18 protein-coding genes are annotated in these 19,921 nt (G+C 72.4%); 9 read left to right on the top strand and 9 right to left on the bottom strand.

The features are described from left to right. Positions 1-48: 48 nt before the first annotated feature. On the top strand, positions 49-555 hold the full coding sequence (locus RKD23_RS36495) for an LGFP repeat-containing protein (protein ID WP_424857633.1): 507 nt from the start codon (positions 49-51) through the stop codon (positions 553-555). A gap of 68 nt (positions 556-623) precedes the next feature. Here the strand turns inward: RKD23_RS36495 and RKD23_RS36490 are convergent, their stop codons facing one another. The 5 genes from RKD23_RS36490 to RKD23_RS36470 all read right to left on the bottom strand — a co-directional run bounded on the left by RKD23_RS36490 (position 624) and on the right by RKD23_RS36470 (position 4,539). Next, positions 624-1,154 (bottom strand): SRPBCC family protein, encoded by a 531-nt coding sequence (locus tag RKD23_RS36490; RefSeq protein ID WP_424857632.1) that lies wholly within the window; start codon positions 1,152-1,154, stop codon positions 624-626. Between the two features lie 149 nt (positions 1,155-1,303). Continuing rightward, entirely contained in the window at positions 1,304-2,674 is a 1,371-nt protein-coding gene (locus RKD23_RS36485; RefSeq protein ID WP_424857631.1) for a PQQ-binding-like beta-propeller repeat protein, read from the bottom strand. Further along, positions 2,671-3,216, bottom strand: a complete 546-nt coding sequence (locus RKD23_RS36480) for a SigE family RNA polymerase sigma factor (protein WP_424857630.1) — start codon at positions 3,214-3,216, stop codon at positions 2,671-2,673. The genes RKD23_RS36485 and RKD23_RS36480 overlap by 4 nt, the downstream gene beginning before the upstream one ends. 83 nt (positions 3,217-3,299) lie before the next feature. After that, entirely contained in the window at positions 3,300-3,977 is a 678-nt protein-coding gene (locus RKD23_RS36475) for an adenosylcobinamide amidohydrolase (RefSeq protein ID WP_424857629.1), read from the bottom strand. Between the two features lie 91 nt (positions 3,978-4,068). Next, positions 4,069-4,539 (bottom strand): DUF3471 domain-containing protein, encoded by a 471-nt coding sequence (locus RKD23_RS36470; protein WP_424857628.1) that lies wholly within the window; start codon positions 4,537-4,539, stop codon positions 4,069-4,071. A 373-nt stretch (positions 4,540-4,912) separates the two neighbouring features. On the opposite strand from RKD23_RS36470, the gene RKD23_RS36465 reads away from it, so the two are divergent. After that, positions 4,913-5,752 carry an endonuclease/exonuclease/phosphatase family protein gene (locus tag RKD23_RS36465; protein ID WP_424858419.1) on the top strand — a complete coding sequence of 280 codons (840 nt, stop codon included), beginning with the start codon at positions 4,913-4,915 and terminating at the stop codon, positions 5,750-5,752. Positions 5,753-5,769: 17 nt separating this feature from the next. Here RKD23_RS36465 and RKD23_RS36460 read toward each other — a convergent pair whose 3' ends face one another. Both RKD23_RS36460 and RKD23_RS36455 read right to left on the bottom strand, forming a co-directional pair. Further along, a complete protein-coding gene (locus RKD23_RS36460) occupies positions 5,770-8,553 on the bottom strand; it encodes a SpoIIE family protein phosphatase (protein ID WP_424857627.1) in 2,784 nt (927 codons plus the stop codon). Positions 8,554-8,718: 165 nt separating this feature from the next. Beyond that, entirely contained in the window at positions 8,719-9,210 is a 492-nt protein-coding gene (locus RKD23_RS36455; RefSeq protein ID WP_424857626.1) for an allene oxide cyclase barrel-like domain-containing protein, read from the bottom strand. A 249-nt stretch (positions 9,211-9,459) separates the two neighbouring features. Between RKD23_RS36455 and RKD23_RS36450 the strand changes: the two genes are divergently transcribed. Beyond that, positions 9,460-9,981 carry a hypothetical protein gene (locus tag RKD23_RS36450; protein WP_424857625.1) on the top strand — a complete coding sequence of 174 codons (522 nt, stop codon included), beginning with the start codon at positions 9,460-9,462 and terminating at the stop codon, positions 9,979-9,981. 21 nt (positions 9,982-10,002) lie between these two features. Here RKD23_RS36450 and RKD23_RS36445 read toward each other — a convergent pair whose 3' ends face one another. Beyond that, a complete protein-coding gene (locus RKD23_RS36445) occupies positions 10,003-11,184 on the bottom strand; it encodes an Ig-like domain-containing protein (RefSeq protein WP_424857624.1) in 1,182 nt (393 codons plus the stop codon). Positions 11,185-11,463: 279 nt separating this feature from the next. On the opposite strand from RKD23_RS36445, the gene RKD23_RS36440 reads away from it, so the two are divergent. From RKD23_RS36440 to RKD23_RS36420, 5 genes are read left to right on the top strand one after another with little or no spacing between them, the layout of a single operon-like run. Further along, on the top strand, positions 11,464-12,645 hold the full coding sequence (locus tag RKD23_RS36440) for a lipid II:glycine glycyltransferase FemX (RefSeq protein WP_424857623.1): 1,182 nt from the start codon (positions 11,464-11,466) through the stop codon (positions 12,643-12,645). Then, entirely contained in the window at positions 12,642-14,297 is a 1,656-nt protein-coding gene (gene murJ / locus RKD23_RS36435; protein ID WP_424857622.1) for a murein biosynthesis integral membrane protein MurJ, read from the top strand. Before RKD23_RS36440 ends, murJ begins: the two co-directional genes overlap by 4 nt. Beyond that, positions 14,297-14,980: a response regulator gene (locus tag RKD23_RS36430; protein ID WP_424857621.1), complete on the top strand. Its 684-nt coding sequence runs from the start codon at positions 14,297-14,299 to the stop codon at positions 14,978-14,980. The genes murJ and RKD23_RS36430 overlap by 1 nt, the downstream gene beginning before the upstream one ends. Then, positions 14,977-16,446: an ATP-binding protein gene (locus tag RKD23_RS36425; RefSeq protein WP_424857620.1), complete on the top strand. Its 1,470-nt coding sequence runs from the start codon at positions 14,977-14,979 to the stop codon at positions 16,444-16,446. Before RKD23_RS36430 ends, RKD23_RS36425 begins: the two co-directional genes overlap by 4 nt. Next, positions 16,443-17,027 (top strand): hypothetical protein, encoded by a 585-nt coding sequence (locus tag RKD23_RS36420; RefSeq protein WP_424857619.1) that lies wholly within the window; start codon positions 16,443-16,445, stop codon positions 17,025-17,027. The genes RKD23_RS36425 and RKD23_RS36420 overlap by 4 nt, the downstream gene beginning before the upstream one ends. A gap of 11 nt (positions 17,028-17,038) precedes the next feature. On the opposite strand, the gene RKD23_RS36415 is transcribed toward RKD23_RS36420, so the two are convergent. Further along, positions 17,039-18,208, bottom strand: coding sequence for a PucR family transcriptional regulator (locus RKD23_RS36415; RefSeq protein WP_424857618.1), 1,170 nt, complete (start codon positions 18,206-18,208; stop codon positions 17,039-17,041). A 187-nt stretch (positions 18,209-18,395) separates the two neighbouring features. On the opposite strand from RKD23_RS36415, the gene RKD23_RS36410 reads away from it, so the two are divergent. Beyond that, positions 18,396-19,883, top strand: coding sequence for a long-chain-fatty-acid--CoA ligase (locus tag RKD23_RS36410; protein WP_424857617.1), 1,488 nt, complete (start codon positions 18,396-18,398; stop codon positions 19,881-19,883). Positions 19,884-19,921 lie beyond the last annotated feature (38 nt).

Genomic DNA, 19,921 nt, shown 5'->3' with positions numbered 1-19,921 from the left:
GCAGGTCAGGCTCCCGACAGGGCGGGCGCCCGACACCCGGAGGCCAGCATGACCGCAATCGACGAAAAATGGACTCAGATCCAGTGGATCGGCCCCCCGTTCGACGCGGGAGCGGGAACCGGTGAGGGGCCGAACCCAGACGGTCGCGGCTCGTCGCGCGACTTCGCGAACGGTTCCATCTACTGGTCGGCCGGCACGGGCGCCCACGAGGTCCACGGGGACATCCGCGTCAAGTACGCCCAACTCCGCGGATCGAGCGGATTCCTCGGCTATCCGGCGACCGACGAGCTGCCCTGCCCCGACGGCGTCGGGCGTTTCAACCACTTCGAGGGCGGCTCGATCTACTGGACTCCCCAGACCGGCGCGCACGAGGTGCACGGCGCGATCCGTGACAAGTGGGCGAGCATGGGCTGGGAGACCTGCTACCTCGGCTACCCCGTCTCCGACGAGATGGGCCCGAACCCCAACCAGCGCGTCAGCCAGTTCCAGCACGGAGACATCATCTGGTCGCCGCAGGACGGGGCGGTCGACCGGCACATGCAGCGCATCGACTGACCGCGAAGGTCACACGACACGAAGGAGCCCGGTCCCTGGGGTCCGGGCTCCTCGGCGCGGCGGCGGTCTCAGCGGGCCTGTTCCGCCCGCTCCTTGATGCCGCGCAGTGTGTTCTCCATCCCGGTGCGCCATTCCTTCTGGCGACCGGTGATGATCTGTTCCTTCAGTTCGGGGCTGCTCTCCACGATCAGTGTGAGGCCGCTGCGCCCGGGGCCGAAGGCGGCCGTCTGGCGCAGCCGCGTGCCGTCGCCGTCGGGAGCCAGGTCGAAGCGCCAGAAGGCCAGTGCGTGGGCCGGTTCCCGTGCCGCGTCCCCGAACAGGCCGTCCTCGTCCAGGACCGCCCAGGCGAAGGCCCGGTGCTCGTCGAGCTCCACCACATGGGACACGGTCCGCCACTCCGCCCCGGTGTGATGGCGGTTGTGACCCTCGAAGCGCGCGCCCACCGAGGGCCGGTCGGCGCCGTCGAGCCAGGCCACGCGCTGCAGCTCAGGGCTGAGCCGGGCGGGAAGGTGGATGTCGGTCACCAGCTCCCAGACCTGCGGCGCAGCCGCCTCTACATATAAGTCGCAGTGCACTTGCGGAAGTTCGACCCAAGTCATGTCGCCCTCTCGGTGTGGTTGGGGACGCCGGCCCCGACGACCGACGCCCAGGCCGCCGCCAGCAGGCTAGTCGAAAGGGGCGTACACGGGCCTTCGGCTACATGACGCTCTGCACGTGATCCTCGGCACCCGCCGGCTCCGGCTCCTCATCAGGTACCCGTGTCGGCCAACACGGGCTCGATCCGGAAGAGTTCACGGCCGACCTGGCCGACGAGGCCGTGGTCGTAGACCATCAGCTCCGGGGCGACGCCTCCCTCCACCGGGCTCTTCGGCACCTGCACCCGGCCGCGCCAGCGCACCGCGCCGCTGTCGAGGTCGAGGCCCACCAGGTTGCCGGAGGGGTCGAGGTAGTACGCCACCCGGCTGTCGAGGTCGACCGCGGCCGCGGAGGACAGTTCCCGCAGCATGGGGTCGCGCGGGTCCTTGCGCAGGGTCAGTCCGAGGTCGCGCGACCACAGCCGCTCGCCGCTGTCGGCCGCGTACGCGACAGCGCTGTCGTCCCTGGCGAAGGACAGCACGATGCCGTCCGCGACCACGCCCATCGGCATCCCCTCGACGCGATGCTCCGTCACCTTGCCGGAGCTGAGCTCGACGCGGGTCAGCGTGGCGGGTCCGGGCTCGCCGAAGTACTGCTGCCCCTCGGTCAGCCCGCCCAGCAGTACGGCGTCCCCGTCCGTGCCGAGGTACAGCCTCGGGCCGTCGACCGTGGCGACCGTCCGCGGTGTGCCGGTTTCCGGGTCCAGCCGGACGACGGTGCTGCGCTGCGGGGCCTTCTCGCTGTCCGGCGAACACATCAGGTAGGGCACGCCGTCGACGGCGTCCCGGTCGCAGTCGGCCTGCTTCCACGAGTGCGTCCACAGGGTGCGGCCCGTCTTGTCGTCCAGAGCCACCACGCTCTTGAAGGTGGGGGCGTTGGCGAGGATCCCGCCGTCGAACAGCACGGCGGAGGACCGGCCGCGGCTGTCGTCGGCCAACTGGTGCTTCCACAGCACCTCGTTGTTGCCGGCATCGACGGCGACGAGGTCGGTCCGCGCCCTGGGCTTGCCCGGGGCGTGATCGGCGTACGTGTACAGCACCCCGTCACGGACACCGGCCAGCGCCCCCGCCGGTGTCCGGTCGGTGTCGCCGCCCTCGGCCTTCCGCTCCCACACGATCTTCCCGGTACGGGCGTCCACGTGGATGCCGTCGTACTCCGGGCCCCGGCAGTACACGGCACTGGGACCGGTGGTGCAGGCGTCCCAGGACGTGCCGGGCAGCGTGGTCTGCCACAGCAGGTCGCCCTGGTCCGTCGTCCCCGAGGCCGGTGGCCGCGCCCCGTTGTCGCCGCCGGGGCCGGTGGCCAGGACCGCGCCGAAGGCGACACCGGCCAGGCCGAGGGCCGCGCCGGTGACCCGTACGACGTTGCGGCGCCGGCGGCGGCGCACGATGCGGTCGGCGATGCCCGCGGGCGCGCCCTGGTCGTCGGGGGTCCAGTGGTGCAGGACGTCCCGGATCGCGCGGTCGAGCTGGTCGGCGTTCATGTGTGGGCTCCCTTCGGGACGCTGTTGCTCAAGGCGGCGGTCTGCACGGGCGCGCCCAACTCCGGCGCGAGACTGCGCAGTCGGGAAAGGGACCGGTGGGTGGTGCTGCGTACGGTGCCCACCGAGCAGCCCAGGACGCTCGCCACCTCCGTCTCGGACAGGTCCTCGAAGTAGCGCAGCACGAGCATCGTGCGCTGCCGCGGGGTGAGCCGGGCGAGCGCCTGGGCCACGCTGATCCGCAGATCGGCGGCGGCCGTGCCGTCGGCGACGCCGAGGTCCTGCGGCGGCGCGGCGAAGGTCGCCTCGCGGTGCGGGCGGCGCAGTCTCCAGCGGCTGATCTGGTGCCGGTACATCACCTTGCGCACATAGCCCTCCGGGTCGTCGACGTGCCCCCAGCGGCCCAGCGCCTTCATCAGGGCGATCTGCACGAGGTCCTCGGCCTCGTGCCGGTCACCACCGGTGAGCAGGTTCGCCAGGCGCAGCAGAGCGCTCCACCGTGCGTCGACAAAATCCCGGAATCTCTCGTGTTCCTGCGGGTCCATGGGCCCTCCCGTTCGCTGACGTACTCAAGGACGCGCGGGCCGTTGACGATCTATGTCTGCCGCTCGGAACTTTCTTCGGCGGGTCACTGCGAGGGGACTGCGGCGCGTACGGCGCCGTGCACGGCCCGGGCCAGCCGGGCACCCCACAGGGAGCGGGGCCCGGCGAACGCCACGGCCTCCTCGCCACCGCGCGGGGTGCGGGCCGCGACGCACACGGCGTCGGTAGGCGTCCCCGAGCAGTCGTATCCGGCGTCGAGCAGCGCCTGGACCTTGGCCTCCGTGGCGGTGGCGACGGCGTTGACCAGCGCCGCGTCGGTGAGGGGCGCTGGGACGGCGACGACGATGTTGATCGTGCCCGGGGGTGCCTGACCGGCGGTGCCGTCGGCCGGGGAGGCGGCCCACCCGCGCACACCGAGCCCGGCGGTGGCCACCGCGTCCACGCCGCCGTCGTGGGCGCGGCCGTACGCGCCGACGTCGGCGGCGGTCATCAGTCCGACCCCCGGACCGCGGGCGCCGGCATGCGCCGCCAGTTCCGCCAGGTGCCGGTCCGGGTCGGTACGCCGGTAGCCGTGGGAGACCTGGGCGTTGAGCACCCACGACCGCTCCCCCAGGCCACCGCCCAGGACCGCGCTGCTGATCATCCGCCAGCCGCCGCCCGCCCGCCAGAGCAGCGCACGCAGACTCTCGCCGTCCTCGACACGCACCAACTCCTGGACTTCGAGGGGACCGGTGGCGGTACGGGGCGGGACGACGGTGCTCACCGGTCGGGTTCTCCTCGGCGTGGCAGGGACCGACCGATCCTATGCGGCGCCGTCCGGGGCCCGTCCGGCGGGAGGCGGTTGAGCGAGCGGGTCAGCCGCCGGTACGGGTGAAGGTGCCCAGCCCCTCGGCGTCCAGGTACTCGACGGTGAAGGACTTGCCGTCCGGGGTGAAGGTGACACCGGTGAGGCCGACGGCGTTCTCCCCGTCGGTGCGGAAGCTGAACGTGTCGTCGTCGTAGTGCGTGAGGCGGTACGACTGGGGCTTGGGGCCTAGACGGAGCGTCAGGGTGCCGTCCTCGCCCGCGACGACCTGGGCCCGCCCGTAGTAGTCGCTTTCGTACGTGCCGGTGTAGGCCTCGGCGTCCTTCCCGGGCGCGGCGTCGGACGGCGGGTGGGCGTAGTCGGTCTTGGACCGGCCCTCTTCCTCCTGCTGCTGGTAGACGGCGTCCACGAGGGGGATCCAGTCGCGGCTGACCTTGCCCGTCTGCGCGGTGTCGAAGAAGTCCAGGGCTACGGCGTCGGCGACCCCGACCGGTGAGGCGTTGCTCAGGACGAGGTGCACGAGGAACGACCTGCGTCCGGCCCGTCGTGCTCGACCCGGCGGGGACAAGCCCACCCGATCGGGCGAGGCCATCCGGACTCCCGGGGTCACCGCTCCCGGGAGAGCCCGGCGTACTCGGCCAACGACCGCTGGTGGTCGACGACGTGGTAGAGGTACACCTCGCGCGGCCTGCGACCGCGCCGGCGGCGGGTGCTGGACAGCGTCGCCGTGCGGTGGGAGCGGTTGCGGAACCGGGAGGAGGGGGAGCCAGGTGGAGCGGGCGGACAGGGGTGGGACGCAGGCGGGGAGGACGGTCGTGCCCGCGGGGGCGTGGGGGCGGGTGCGTGCCGCGTTCGCGGCGGGGGCGGCCGTGCCCTGGGAGGCGCGGGGCCGGGTGCAGGCCGCGTTCGCGGTGCTGACGGCCGGGTTGCTGCTGTTCCACCGGGCGGTGCCCGACTCCGTGGGCCGTCTCGGCAGTCTGCTGGAGGCGTTCCTGCCGTGGCTCGGCCTGGTGATCCCGGTCCTGCTCGTCCTGGCGCTGGTGCGCCGCTCGGCCACCGCCCTGGTAGCCCTGCTTCTGCCGGTGGCGGCCTGGACCCACCTCTTCGGCGGGCTGCTCCTGCCCGCGGGGCGGCCCGGCCCGCACGACCTGCTCGTGGTGCAGCACAACGTCGGCGACACCAACACCGACCCGGCGGGCACGGCCCGCGCCCTGGCCGGCGCCGGGGCCGATCTCGTCGCGCTGGAGGAGCTGGTGCCCCCGGCACGGTCGGTGTACGAGAGGACGCTCGCCCCGGACTACCCGTATCACGCGGTCCGGGGCACCGTCGGGCTCTGGTCGAGGCACCCGATCGGCGACGCCCGGGCCCTGGACATCAGACCGCGGGGAATCGCGGGCCCCTGGAGTCGCGGACTACGCGCCGTGGTGCGCACACCGCACGGCGAGATCGCGGCGTACGTCGCGCATCTGCCCTCCGTCCGCATGCGGGCGAGCGGCTTCGCCTCCTCCCTGCGGGACGAGAGTGCCGGCCTGCTCGGCGAGGCCGTCGCCGCGGAGGAGCTCACCTCACGGATGAACGTGGCGGAGCGCGGGTTCGCCCTCAGCTTTCCCGCGGCCTTTCCGATGGCCCGGATCGACCAGGTCATGGCCCGCTCGGCGACCGTCGCCGACCTGCGCACCCTGCCGGAGACCGGCAGTGACCACCTCCCGGTCGCCGCGCGGATCACCCTGTGACCGGTCGGTCCTCCCGCTCACCAGGCCAGTTCGTCGATCAGCGCGGTCGGGTCCGGTTCGTGCGTACGGCCCAGGATCTGTTCGGCCCAGATGACCTTCCCCGTGGCGGCGTAACGGGTGCCCCAGCGGTCGGCGAACTGGGAGACGAGGAACAGACCGCGGCCCCCTTCGTCGGTGGTGGCGGCGCGGCGCAGACGGGGTGAGGTGTTGCTGCCGTCCGAGACCTCCAGGACGAGGGTGCGGCCCAGCAGCAGCCTGACGCGTACGGGCGGGGCGCCGTAGCGGATGGCGTTGGTGAGGAGTTCGCTGAGGATGAGTTCCGTGGTGAAGGACGACGCCTCCAGGCCCCAGTCGTCGAGGCGGCGGCTGACCTCGGTACGGATGCGGGAGACGGCCATGACGTCGGACGGCACGTCCCAGGCCGCGACGCGGGACGGGTCGAGCAGCCGGGTGCGGGCGACCAGCAGGGCCACGTCGTCGCTGGGGCGGCCGTGCATCATCGACTCCATGACGGCGCGGCAGGTCTCCTCCGGTGTGCGGTCGGCGCCTGCGACGGCCGAGCGGAGCCTGTGCAGGCCCTCGTCGATGTCACTGCCGCGGTCCTCGATGAGTCCGTCGGTGAACAGCACCAGCCGGCTGCCCTCGGGCAGGTCCAGCTCGCCGACCTCGAAGGGGTGCCCGCCCACACCCAGGGGCGGCGACAGCGGGAGGTCGGGGAACGTCACCCGGCCGTCGGGGTCCACGACGGCCGGGGCGAGGTGTCCGGCGCGGGAGAGGGTGCAGCGCCCGCCGACCGGGTCGTAGATGGCGTACAGGCAGGTGGCTCCGGTGACCGGGGCGTCGTCGCTGTCGCCGTTCGCGGTACGGGTGTCCAGCATGGTCACCATCTCGTCGAGGTGGCCGAGGAGTTCGTCGGGGGCGATGTCCAGAGAGGCGAAGTTCAGTACGGCGGTGCGCAGCCGGCCCATGGTCACGGCCGCGTGCAGCCCGTGCCCGACGATGTCGCCGACCACGAGCGCCACCCGGAAGCCGGGCAGCGGGATGACGTCGAACCAGTCGCCGCCCACGCCGGCCTGCGCGGGCAGATAGCGCCAGGCGATCTCCAGCGCATCCTGCTCCGGGACGTCCCGCGGCAGCAGGCTGCGCTGCAGGGTGACGGCCATGGCGTGCTCGCGGGCGTAGCGGCGGGCGTTGTCGATGGCGACGGCGGCCCGGGCGACCAGTTCCTCGGCGACCGCGACGTCCTCCTCCTCGAAGGGAGGGGAGCCCTCGCCCCGCCAGAAGTTGACCATGCCGAGGACCACGCCCCGGGCTCGCAGGGAGACGGTGATCAGCGAGTGGATGCCGTACTCGAGCGCCTGTTGCGCCCCTTCGGGGTCGTGGGCCCGCCAGTCGTGGGCGCTGTTCAGGTCGGCGACCCGTACGGCCTTGCCGCGGTGCAGCGCGGCCACCATCGGTGTGTCCGCCACGACGAACTGGATCAGGTCTCCCACCGGCTGCAGCGGATGCCCGCTCTCCCGCCCGCTGAGCGCTGTGCGCCGCATCCGCCGGACGGCGCCGGTGGGCTCCTCGCCGCGCAGGACGGAGTCGAGGAGTTCGACGGTGACGAAGTCCGCCATGCGCGGGACCGCCACCTCGGCGAGTTCCTCCGCCGTCCGCCGGATGTCCAGCGTGGTGCCGATGCGTACGCCTGCCTCGTAGAGGAGGGTCAACCGTCCCCGCGCCTCCTCGGCCTGGCCGGACAGGGCCCGCAGTTCCGTGGTGTCGCGGAAGGTGGCCACCACGCCCTGGGCGCCGCCGAAGGGCTCGGTGAGCCGGGTGTTGACGGCGAGCAGCCGCTCCCCCGCGGGGAGCAACTCGTCGGACACGGGCTCGCCCGACCTCAGCAGCGTGGTCAGGCGGGGGCTGAGCCCCAGCTCGGTGACGTGCCGCTGGTCGGCGCCCTCGGGGAGGTTCAGCAGGCGGCGCGCCTCGTCGTTGGCGAGCATCAGGCGTCCGTCGCCGCCGACGATCAGGACGCCTTCGCGGACGGCGTGCAGTACGGCGTCGTGGTGCTCGAACATCCGGGTCATCTCGGCCGGGCCGAGACCGTGCGTCTGCCGGCGCAGCCGGCTGCTGACCAGGGCGGTGCCGACAGTGGCGAGCGAGAGCGCGCCCGCCGCCACGATCAGCATCATCGGGACCTGGTCGTACAGCACCTGCCCCAGCGTGTCGAACTGGATGCCGGCGCTGACCATGCCGACCACGCGCCCGTCGCCGTCGCGCACGGGCACCACCGCGCGTACGGCGTCGGTGGGCTCGCCGTGGAACGTCTCGGTGAAGGTCTCCCCCGCGGCGGCCCGGGCCACGCCCTCCGCCTTGGTGCCGATCAGCTCGGGCCGGGGATCGGTGAGCCGCACCCCGTCCTTGCTCAGCACGGTGATGAAGTCGACGCCGGAGGTCCGCCGGGCCGCCTCCGCCGCCGCCTGGAGCCGTGCCGTGGGGTTGGGCGACATGAGCGCGGCGGCCGTACCGGGCGGATGCGCGAAGCCCTCCGCCACGGCCAGGCACCGGTTCTTGGCGCCCCGCTCGGCCTCGTAGCGTCCCTGGACCACCAGGGCCGCGACCGCCGCCGCGATCAGCACCAGCACGATGAGGACCTGGAGCAGGAAGACCTGCGCGGCGAGCGTACGGACGCTCAGGGACGGGGGCAGGTGACGTCCAGGGGGATGCTGCGCCCCCGGACGGCGGGACGACTCGGAGGAGCGGCGTTCACCGAACGGCGCCGCTCTCGTCCAGGACCGGCGGGAAGGACCGATCATGTCCCATTTCTAGCACTATGCCGACTGTGCGGGCGAATGCTGTGGTGAGCCGGTCCGGAGTTGCTTTCATGGCCGGAACGTCGGCGCGGGCATCCCTTGCGCCGACCCGGGGACAGCCGAACCGCGGGAACATCACCCGTCAGACGCCTGCTGCCGCAGGTCGTGTCAGTGCAGGATTTCCGCCCGCATCCGCTCGTTCGGCGTCGCGATGTCCCAGTAGTGGGCGGTGCCCCGCGCGTCGCTGTAGGCGCCGGTGCCGCCGGTGACGGCCATGTCGAGTTCACCGACTCCGCTCGTCCAGAGCGACTGCATGGTCAGTGAGCCGCGCTCGAGTTCGATCGTGATCAGGCACTGCGTCGTGCGCTTCTCGCCCTCGAGATGGACGACCTGACACGATCCGCCACCGCGTCCGACGCGACGGCCGTCCTGGAGAGCGTTGCCCGAGTAGACGTCCATGTCGCCCAGGCTCGGCCCGGCCGGGCCGAGGTCCGTGGCCGCGTACTGGTCGTTCTGAATGGTGAGGTCGAGGACTTCGACGTAACGCCCCGCCTGGGCGTCGGCATCGGCGTCGGCGCTGCCCGCGGCGCAGATGCCGACGACCGCGGCGACCAGTGACGCGGCGGCGAACCTCGCGAGCGTGGGGCGTGTGGTGACCATGGTGAATCCCTCCCGGTGAAGCCTGTGACGTCCTTGCGAACACCCTCGACGTTATGACGCGTAAGTCATCCCGTCTAAGATCAATATCGCTATGACGTCATGTCCTCGGAGGCATGGCTCACGGCAGGGCAGTCCGCCTGCGGGGCGGCGGAACGGCCTGCTCGGCGGCGTTCCCCGAAAACCGCCACGCCCGCATATTCGGTGTGCGCGGGGGAAACCGGCCGGTGAGACGCGCGGAAGGGGTTCGACATGAGCCAGGGCAGCACCGGTCCTCAGCACCTCCCCCAGCCGCTACGAGCCGTCGCCTCCGGGCTACGCCGCCTGCCCGGTGTGGGACAGGCCGGCAAGGTGGCCGACGGTGCGCTGGACCGGATCGGGGCGGTCTCTCCCCGCGGGCGCCGTATGGCGGTCTACGCCGGAGCCGGGGTGCTCGGCGTGGCCGGCGCGGTGGAGTGGCCGGTGGCCCTCACCGGCGCGGCCGTCGCGTGGCTCACCCAGCCACGGCCCCAACAGGGCGAGCAGCAGCAAGAGCAACAGCAACAGGACAAGGCCGCCGACCCCTCGGGCCCCGGCGACGACACGGCGGAGCCTCCGGAGGCGGCGGGCGACGAGCCGGCACCCACCCACACCCACACCCACACCCACTCCCACTCCCACCACGAGCACGTGCACGAGACGGCCGCCAAGGTCGGCGACCCGGCCACGGCATCGGCTCTCAAGCAGGTCGCGGAAGCCTCCGCCCACCACGACCCGGCAGAGCCGGGAGCATGACCTGCCCCGCCGCTACGTGCCTCACAGCGCGCTCTTGTTCCGCCACTCCTCCCACGGCACGTTCCACGCCCCGAAGCCGTTGCCCGGGTCGACCACGCCCTTGGTCTCCCTGCCGGTGATCTCGAAGGGATCGCCGGGCCGTACCTGCGCGTAGAACCAGGCCGCGTCGGCGTCGCTCATGCCGATGCAGCCGGAGCTGTGGTTGGTGTTGCCGAAGTAGGCGGCGTTCCAGGGGGCGGCGTGGGCGTACATGCCGGACCAGGTCAGGCGCATCGAGTAGTCGACCATCTTGTCGTAGGCGTCGCCGAGGCCGACTGTCTCGGAGTTCATGTTGATGGTGCCCTCCTTGGCCATGAGGACGGCTGTTCCGCGCCAGGAACGCTTGTCGCCGCCGGGTGTGCCGCCGGAGACCGGGATACGGCGGACGGTCCGGCCGTCGCGTACGAGCGAGAGCTGGTGGCTGTCGAGGTCGACCTTGACGATCTGCCGGGTGCCTATCGTGAAGGTCGTCGTGTAGTCGCGGACGAACCAGCCGCCGTCGGCGCCCGAGTCGGTGCCGTTCAGCTCGGCGTCGAGCGTGACCTTCGTGCCCGGCTTCCAGTACGCGTGGGGGCGCCAGTCGACCCGGTCGCGGCCCGACCAGTCGCGTATCCAGCCCCAGGACCCCTCGGTGCCGTCCGACGTGGTGATCTTCAGCTGCTTCTCGACCTCGGCCCGGTTGCGGACGGGGTTGTCGAAGACGAGGGAGATCGGCTGGGCGATGCCGACGGTGGAGGCGGTGCCGGGCCGCCAGTCGACCTTGTTGACCTTGTCGGCGGCGGCCGTCGTGAAGGAGGACCTGGTGGTCCGGGTCGTCCCGGCCTGCGTGCGGGTGGTCGCGGTGACCGTGTACGCCGTGCCGGGCGCGGCCTTGCGGTGGGAGACCCACGATCTGCCGCCGGCCGCGACCTTTCCGGAGAGCCTGGCGCCCTCGGCGTCGGTGACGGTCACCGCGGTGAGGCTGCCGCCGTCGGCGGTGACCGTGACGGGCTTGCCGGGCGTGGCCTGCCGTCCGGTCGGGGTGACGGTGACCGTGACGGGACGGTCGTCGGCGCTCCTGGTCGCCTTCGCGTCCGACGCGGTGGGCGACGCGGTCGACGAGCACGCGGCGAGCGGCGCCAGCAGGGCCGCGGCGAGGGCGGCGCGGACATGTGTGCGGTGCAACGGGACCTCCGTGACGAACGAATCGATGAACGCATCGATGAACAGATCGATGAAGTGGATCGATGAATGGATCAATAAACGGACGCGCCAACGCACTTGGCGGACGATCGTGACTGTAGAGCCGGAAAACGCCAGGTCAGCCGCTGCGGGCCGATGTGACGGCGACTGGTGAGGAACGGTCATGGTCCCGTCACATTCGCCGGACGGAGCGGTCATGGGCCGCTGTGAGCATCCTCTGCGTCCCCGCGACAGCCCCGGGGAGAAGGAGAGGCTCAGCCCGTGTCAGCACTGCTCGTACCGCCCGCACGCAACGGGTCCCTCGCCCTGGGGACCATCAGCGCCGAGACCTACCGCGCCTTCCTCGCCTCCCCCGTCGGCGCGGCGCTCGGCGCCGGCTTTCTGCAGTGCCCGTCGTGGGCCGAGGTCAAGGAGGGCTGGCGTGCCCAACTCCTCGGCTGGGGCCCCGATCCGGAGTCCGGTGACCTGACGGGCGTGGCGCTGGTGCTGCTGCGGCAGTTCCCCGGCACCCGTAGGTACTTCGCCTACCTTCCCGAGGGTCCCGTCGCCGACTGGACGGACCCGGACATGGACGGCTGGCTCACGCCACTGCTGGACCATCTGCGCCGCTCGGGCGCGTTCGCCGTCCGTATCGGCCCCTCGCCCGCCTACCGGCGCTGGGACGCGACGCTGCTCAAGCCGCTGACCGGGCCGGGCCGTCGGCTGGGCGACGTGCTCGCCAGTGAGGTCGACCCTCTGGGCACGGCCGTCGCCGAGCGGCTGCGCGCCCGGGGCTGGCGGCGCTGCGGAGGTGACGGGAGCGGGGACGACGGGGACGCCCAGCCCCGCCATGTCTTCCGGGTGCCGCTCGCCGGTCGTACCACCGAGGAGTTGTGGTCGGGGCTCAACCAGGAGTGGCGGCGCAATGTCCGCCGTGCTCAGAAGGAGGGCGTGGAGGTGGTGGTGGGCAGCGCCGCCGAACTCCCCGAGTTCTACCGGCTGCTGGGCATCACCGAGCGGCGTGACGGCTTCCGGCTCGGGCGCTCGCTCGCGTACTACGAGCGGCAGTTCGCGGCGCTCAACGCCGAGGAGCCCGGCCGGATGAGGCTGTACCTGGCCCGGCACGGCGGGGAGATCCTCGCGGCCCACACGATGATCACGGTGGGCAGGCGGGTCTGGTACCAGACGGGCGCCTCGGCCGACCACCGCCGCGAGGTGCGGCCCTCCAACGCCCTGCAGTGGCGGATGCTGCTGGACGCCCACGCCCTCGGCGCCGACGTCTACGACATGCGCGGGGTACCCTCCACTCTCGACCCGGACGAACGTGCGTACGGACTGCTGCGGTGGAAGCTCGGCACCGGCGGACAGGTCGTCGAGACGTTGGGGGAATGGGAGAGACCCTTGGGCGGCACCGCCAACCAGACGCTGTACCGCGCCTTCCAGGCGTACCTGAACCGCCGATGAGGGCGACGACAGCCGCCCCGACCGGCGAGCAGGTCCCTGAGAAACCCGCCTCCGCGGCGCGCAGCAGCGCTGTCATGGCCGCCGGCTCGATCGTCTCCCGGGGCACCGGTTTCGTACGGTCCGCCGTGGTGGCGGCGGCGCTGGGCACCATCGGGACGGTCGCCGACGGGTACGCGGTGGGCAACGCGCTGCCCACGATCGTCTACATGCTGCTGCTCGGCGGCGCGTTGAACGCCGTGTTCGTGCCCGAGCTGGTCAAGGCGGCCAAGGAGCACGCCGACGGCGGCGCAGCGTACACCGACCGGCTCGTCACCGTCTGTGTCGTCGCGCTGCTGGCGCTCACCGCGACCGCGGTGTGGGCGGCCCCGGCGATCGTCGACGTGTACACCGACTACACCGGTGAACAGGGGGCCATGACCACCGCGTTCGCCCGCTACTGCCTGCCGCAGATCTTCTTCCTCGGGCTGTTCACGCTGCTGGGGCAGGTGCTCAACGCGCGCGGCCGGTTCGGGGCGATGATGTGGGCGCCGGTCCTCAACAACCTCGTCGTCGTGAGTGTGTTCGGCGTCTATCTGGGCTTCGCCATGGGCGGCGGGGACACGCTCACCTCGACCGAGACCGCCGTGCTGGGGTGGGGTACGACCGCCGGGATAGCCGTCCAGGCCCTGGCCCTCGTCCCGGCGCTGCGCGCGGCCCGGTTCCGCTGGCGGCCCCGCTTCGACTGGCGCGGCAGCGGACTGACCCGCCCGCTGCGGTCGGCCGGCTGGCTGGTGCTGCTCGTGCTGGCGAACCAGTCCGCCTACTGGGTCACCACCCGGCTGGCCACGACCGCGGGCCTCGACGGGGGGCCCGGGTACGGGGCGTACAACAACGCCTATGTGCTGTGGGCCGTGCCGCACGGCATCATCACCGTGTCCCTGGTGACCGCGCTGCTGCCGCGGATGAGCGCGGCCGCCGCCGACGGGGACACCGCCGCCCTGCGGCGTGACGTCTCCCATGCCCTGCGTGCCTCGGCCTCCGCCGTCGTACCCGCCGCCTGTCTGCTGTTCGCGCTCGCCCAGCCGCTGATGGCCCTCGTCTTCGGACACGGCAGGACCAGCGCGGGCGACACGGCGGCCATGGCCGGCATCCTGATGGCGTTCGCGCCGGGACTGATCGCGATGTCCGGCCAGTACGTGCTGTCGCGCACCTTCTACGCGCTCTCCGACACGCGTACGCCGTTCCTGCTGAACCTCGTGATCGTCGCGCTCAACGCGGGCCTGTCCGTGGCCGCGGCCCAGCTGCTGCCCGCCCGTTGGGCCGTGACGGGCATGGCGGGGGCGTACTCGCTGGCGCTGTGCGCGGGCTGGGCGGTGACCGCCCGGGTGCTGAGCCGTCGTCTCGCCGTCGCCCGTCCGCTGCGGTCGGCCGCCGCCGGCGCTCACGTACGGCTGCTGGCCGCCGCCGTACCCGCCACCGTGCTCGGGTATCTGGCGGCGCTGGGAGCCGCGGGTGCGGGCGCCCTGGCCGCCGCGGCCGCCGGAGCGGTCGTCGTCGTGTCCGTCTTCGCCCTGCTCGCCCGTCCGCTGCGGCTCAGGGAACTGAACGCGCTGATCTCCGGTCTACATCGGCGAGTCACCCGCACCCCGTCACCCCCCAGGGAGAACCGCTGATGCCTCGCGTGCTCCTCATCGAGGACGACCCTTCCGTACGGGAAGGGGTCGAGCTCGGACTGCGCCGCCGCGGCCACGAGGTCCGGGTGGCCGCGACCGGGGAGGCCGGTCTCGCCGCGCTGGCCGAATTCCGGCCCGATCTTCTGCTGCTGGACCTGATGCTGCCCGGGATGAACGGCGTACAGGTCTGCCGGCGGGTCCGTGAGCACAGCCAGTTGCCGATCATCATGCTCACCGCGCGCGGGGACGACTTCGACGTGGTCATCGGTCTGGAGGCCGGGGCGGACGACTACATCGTCAAGCCCGCGCGCACCGAGGTGATCGAGGCGCGGATCTGCGCGGTGCTGCGGCGTATCGACCCGGGAGGCACGGATCGGCCGGCCGTCGAGGTGTACGGCGAACTCGCCATCGACCGGGCCGGGTTGAGTGTCACGAAGGGCGGTCACCGGTTGGCGCTCGCGCCGTCCGAGCTGAAGCTGCTGCTGCATCTGTCCGCCGCTCCGGAACAGGTGTTCAGCAGGCAGCAGTTGCTGGAGCATGTGTGGGAGCACAGCTACCACGCCGACGCACGGCTGGTCGACGCGTGCGTCGCACGACTGCGCGGCAAGATCGAGGACGAGGCGGGCAGCCCCCGGTACGTCCAGACGCTGCGGGGCTTCGGCTACCGCTTCGGGCCACTGTGAGCGCCGGTCCCAAGCGCCGGGCGCGGGCGTTCGGGCTGCGCACCCGGCTGGTGCTCGCCTTCCTGCTGGTCGCCGCCGTCAGCGCGGGCACCACGGCCGCGCTGACCTACCGAGAGGCCCGCAACGCGCTGCTGAAGACCGCCCAGGACACCGCGGTCTCCTCGTTCCGGGACCAGGTCCAGCAGACCGGCTGGATGCTGCCCGTGCAGGAGGAGGGCCTGGAGCTGGTCCTCCAGGACATCGCCCGCAAGGGCAAGCCGCATCCGTGGGTGGTGTTCGCGGAGTACGGCTCGGTGCGCGCCTCCTCCGGCGAGAACCGCGTCTCCACCGTCATCACGCCCGAACTGCGCCGCGCCGCAAGGGCGGACCCCGGCGGCAGCTTCGAGCGGGTCGTCAAGGACGGTGTGCCGTATCTGACCATCGCCATGCCCACCGTCTTCAAGACGGGCGCCGAGGGCGTGCTGCCCAGTGGTCTCATCATCTACGCCGTGATGCGGATGACCGACGAGCAGATCAACGTCGACGCGCTGCTCACGGCCGCCCGGGACGGTGCCCTGCCGGGGCTCGCCATCGCGCTGATCCCCGGCCTGCTCGCCGCGCGCAGCGTGCTGCGTCCGGTGCGCGAACTGCACCGGGCCGCGCAGAGCATGGGCAGCGGCCGGCTCGACACCCGTATCCCGGTGCGGGGCGGCGACGAACTCGCCGACCTGGCACACACCTTCAACGAGTCCGCCGGCCAACTGGAGCGCTCTGTGAAGGAGCTGCGCGAGGCGGAGGCGCGGGCCCGCCGGTTCGCGTCCGACGTCTCGCACGAACTGCGCACTCCGCTCGCCGGGATGCTCGCCGTCACCGAGGTCCTCGACGAGGAGGCGGGCCGGCTGGACGCCGACACCGCCAGGGCGGTCCGGCTGGTGAGCAGCGAGACCGGAAAGCTCGCCGTGCTCGTCGAGGACCTGATGGAGATCTCCCGCTTCGACGCGCGTGCCGCCGAGCTGAACGCCGACGAGGTCGACGTGGCGGAGGCCATCCGCAAGACGCTGCAGAACCGGCACTGGACCGACGGCCGGGTCCGAACCGAGCTGCCGGACGGCATCCGTGCCCGGCTGGACCCGCGCCGCTTCGACGTCGTGGTCGCCAACCTCGTCGGCAACGCCCTGCGGCACGGGGGTGCGCCCGTCACCGTGCGGCTGCGCGGCGAGGCGCGCTCGTCCGGTCCGCCCGTGCTGGTCACCGAGGTCATGGACAGCGGGCCCGGCATCCGGGCCGAGGTGCTGCCGCATATCTTCGAGCGCTTCTACAAGGCCGACGCGGCCCGTACCCGCTCGGCGGGCAGCGGCCTGGGGCTGGCGATCACCCTGGAGAACGTGCGGCTGCACGGGGGAACGATCCGCGCGGGGAACCTGCCCGGCGGTGGGGCCGTCTTCACCGTCGAGATACCGCTGCACGCGGAGGGGGCCGGCGGATGAGGCATGCGCGCACGTTCCGGGGGGCGGGTGCGGTCGCCGTCGTGGCGGGGGTGCTGCTGCTCGGCGGCTGCGGCATCCAGGAGACCGAGGTGATCGGGGCGGGCAGCCCCGCCACCGTCGAAGCCTTCGGCGGCCGCGACAGGCTGCTGTTCTTCCGGTCCCCCGACGGGGGGCTCAATCCCGTGATGCTGGTGGACGAGTCCGCGTTCATGATCGGTCCCGACGATGCGGAGGCGGGTACGGAAGGCGACGTCTACAGCAGCGGGGAGGACCGCCCTGTGCCGACGGACAAGCTGATCATGGCGTTGCTGGCCGGCCCGAGGGAAAATGACCGGGCCGCCGGGCTCAGCACCTCGCTGCCCCCGCCCCGCCGCGGAGGCATGGCACAGGTCGAGGTCGCGAAGGGCGGGGACGTCACCGCTCGCGTGCCCATCGGCCTGGGTGGCCTGGACCGGACGGCGCTGCGCCAGCTGGTCTGCACGATCGCCTACAGCCAGGACTCCACCGGCCGGAGCACCGTACGGCTGATCGGGGTCGACGGCGTCACGCAGCAGGACACGTGCGCTCTGGACCCGGCATGACCGCGGGCTGTTCACCCCACGCCTGAACTGCGGACCGCCGCCAGCGCGGCGCCGAGCTCCGCCACCGCGCGCGGGTCGGTCAGGGAGCGGCCGGTCAGTTCCTCGACGCGGCGCAGGCGGTAGCGGACGGTGTTGGGGTGGACGAAGAGGGTCCCGGCGGCCTCGGCGGCGGAGCCCGCGGCGGCGAACCAGTGCTCCAGGGTCTCCAGGAGCCGGGCCCGCTCCACGACCGGCAGGTCCAGCACGGGTTTCAGTACGGTCTCCACCAGATGGGCCGCCTCGGCCGGTGCGGCGGCGACCAGCATGGCCAGGGGGTTGTCGTCGAAGCGTGCGACGCCGGGCCCGGAGCCCGGCAGTCCGGCCAGTGCCAGACGGGCGAAACGCAGGGCCTGCGGGGTGTCGCGCAGCGAGGCGAAGCCGGGGCTGAGGCCGACGCGGGCGCGGGCGCGGCGCAGAATGCGGACACAGGTCTCCTCCGCGTTCGGTGCCGTCAGGGCGACCATGCCGATCTGCTGGTCGGGCAGCAGCCGCCAGGCGGAGGGCAGTTGGGCCTCGCGCAGGGCGCTCTCGATGCCGGTCAGGGGTTCCGCGCCGGGCGCGGTGGCCGCCGCGACGGCGACGGCGTAGGGGCCCTGCTCGGGCAGGCCGAGTTCGCGGGCGGCCTCCCACAGGGTGGTGCGGTCGGCGATGACACCGGTGAACAGGGCCTCCACCAGGGCCGAGCGCCGCGCCTCGCGCTGCAGGGCCAGCTCCGCCGAGGTCTCCCGGTGGGCCGCCGCGACCGCCTCGGCGTAGCGCCCGAACAGCGCCCAGACGTCCGCCGACCGGGACACCAACTGGGCGTCGGTGACCTCGGGATGGGTGCGTGACTCCTCGACGATCTCCGTCCACAGCAGCTCGAAGCCGACCCGGTACGCGTGCAGGGTGTCGGCGAGCGGCATGCCCTGTTCGGCGCGGATGCGGCCGGTCTCGCGGGCCGGGCTGGGGTCCGCGGCGTCCGTGCGGCTGAAGTGGCTCAGCACCAGGTCGGCGTTGGCCGTGCAGGAGCGGCGCAGGGACTCGTAGGGGATCAGCGACTCGTCCTGGTACGCCTCGACGTCCGCGCGGATGCGCTGTGCGATCCGATCCCCCAGTTGGGGCAGGCGCGCGTGCAGCGCCGAGGCCACTCCGGAAAGGTCCATCGTCCCAGCGTAATGCCCCCTCTTTGTGCCCGGGAACAATCCCGGCCGGAAGACGCTGTCCGGCCACCCATAGGCGGGCGGCGGGGACGACAGCACCATGTCGTCGACGTTAACTGCGCATTTCGACGACACGCTTGGTTGTCGACGACACCCTTGGTTTTCTACGACCCCTTGGTGGAGGCGGACGATGGGCAATCTGGCGGAGTTTCTCGTGGCGACGGCGGGGCGGCAGCCCGAGCGGCCCGCACTGCGCTTCGGCGGTCAGGTCATCTCGTACGCCGAGCTGGACGAGGCCAGTGCCCGGGCGGCGGCGCTGCTGCGGGCCGAGGGCGTGCGGCCCGGCGACCGGGTGGCGCTGATGCTGCCGAACGTCCCCCAGTTCGTCGTCCTCTACTACGGCGTGCTGCGCGCCGGCGGGATCGTCGTACCGCTGAACCCGCTGCTGAAGGCGCGCGAGACGGCGTACCACCTGACCGATTCGGGGGCGGCGCTGCTGTGGGAGTGGCATCAGGCTCCGGGTGAGGGCGCCCAGGGCGCGGCGGACGCCGGGGTGCGGCATGTCGCGGTCGAGCCCGAGGCCTTCGCCGGAATGCTGGCCGGGCACGAGCCGCTGACCGAGGTGGCGGCGACGGCGGGCGACGACGTCGCCGTGCTGCTGTACACCTCCGGCACCACGGGTCGGCCCAAGGGAGCCGCCCTCACGCATGCGGGGCTGCGGCACAACACCGAGGTCAACATGACCGATGTGCAGGAGATGACGCCGGAGGACGTGGTGGTGGGCTGTCTGCCGCTGTTCCACATCTTCGGCCAGATCTGCACGATGAGCGTGGCCCTCAGCAGCGGCGCCTCGCTGACCCTGATCCCCCGCTTCGACCCGCAGGCCGTGCTGGACGCGATCGAGCGGGACCGGGCCACCGTCTTCGAGGGTGTCCCCACCATGTACGCGGCGCTGCTCCAGCACCCGTCCGAGGCGGACGTGTCGACGCTGCGGATGTGCATCTCCGGCGGTGCGTCGCTGCCGGTGGAGATCCTGCACGGCTTCGAGCAGCGCTTCGGCTGTGCGGTGCTCGAGGGCTTCGGGATGTCCGAGACCAGCCCGGTGGTCACCTTCAACCACCCCGACCGGCCGCGCAAGGCGGGCTCCATCGGCACGCCGATCAAGGACGTCGAGGTGCGGCTGCTGGACGAGCAGGGCAAGGATGTGGCGCCCGGGGAGATCGGCGAGCTGGCGGTGCGCGGGCCGAACGTGATGAAGGGCTACTGGAACCGGCCGGAGGAGACCGCGGCCACGATCCAGGACGGCTGGCTGCGCTCCGGCGACCTCGCGCGGCGCGACGAGGACGGCTACCTGTACATCGTCGACCGCAAGAAGGACATGATCATCCGCGGTGGCTACAACGTGTACCCGCGCGAGATCGAGGAGGTCCTGCACGAGCACCCGGCCGTGGGCCTGGCCGCCGTCGTGGGCGTGGCGCATCCGCACCTGGGCGAGGAGATCGCCGCCGCGGTCGTCCTGCGGCCCGGCGCGCAGGCCACACCCGACGAGCTGCGCGCGTTCGTCAAGGAGCGGGTGGCGGCGTACAAGTACCCGCGCGAGGTGTGGCTCGTGGACAAGCTGCCGACCGGCCCGAGCGGCAAGATCCTCAAGCGGGAGATCAGCGCCCCCGCGGGCTGACACCCGGGCGGCGCACGCGGAGATGTCGAGCACCTGCG

The organism is Streptomyces sp. SAI-170 (genome assembly GCF_049739565.1).
Classification (GTDB): Bacteria; Actinomycetota; Actinomycetes; order Streptomycetales; family Streptomycetaceae; genus Streptomyces.
The sequence above is the reverse complement of the archived record's forward strand: the minus strand, read 5'-3'. Positions and strand labels throughout refer to the sequence as shown.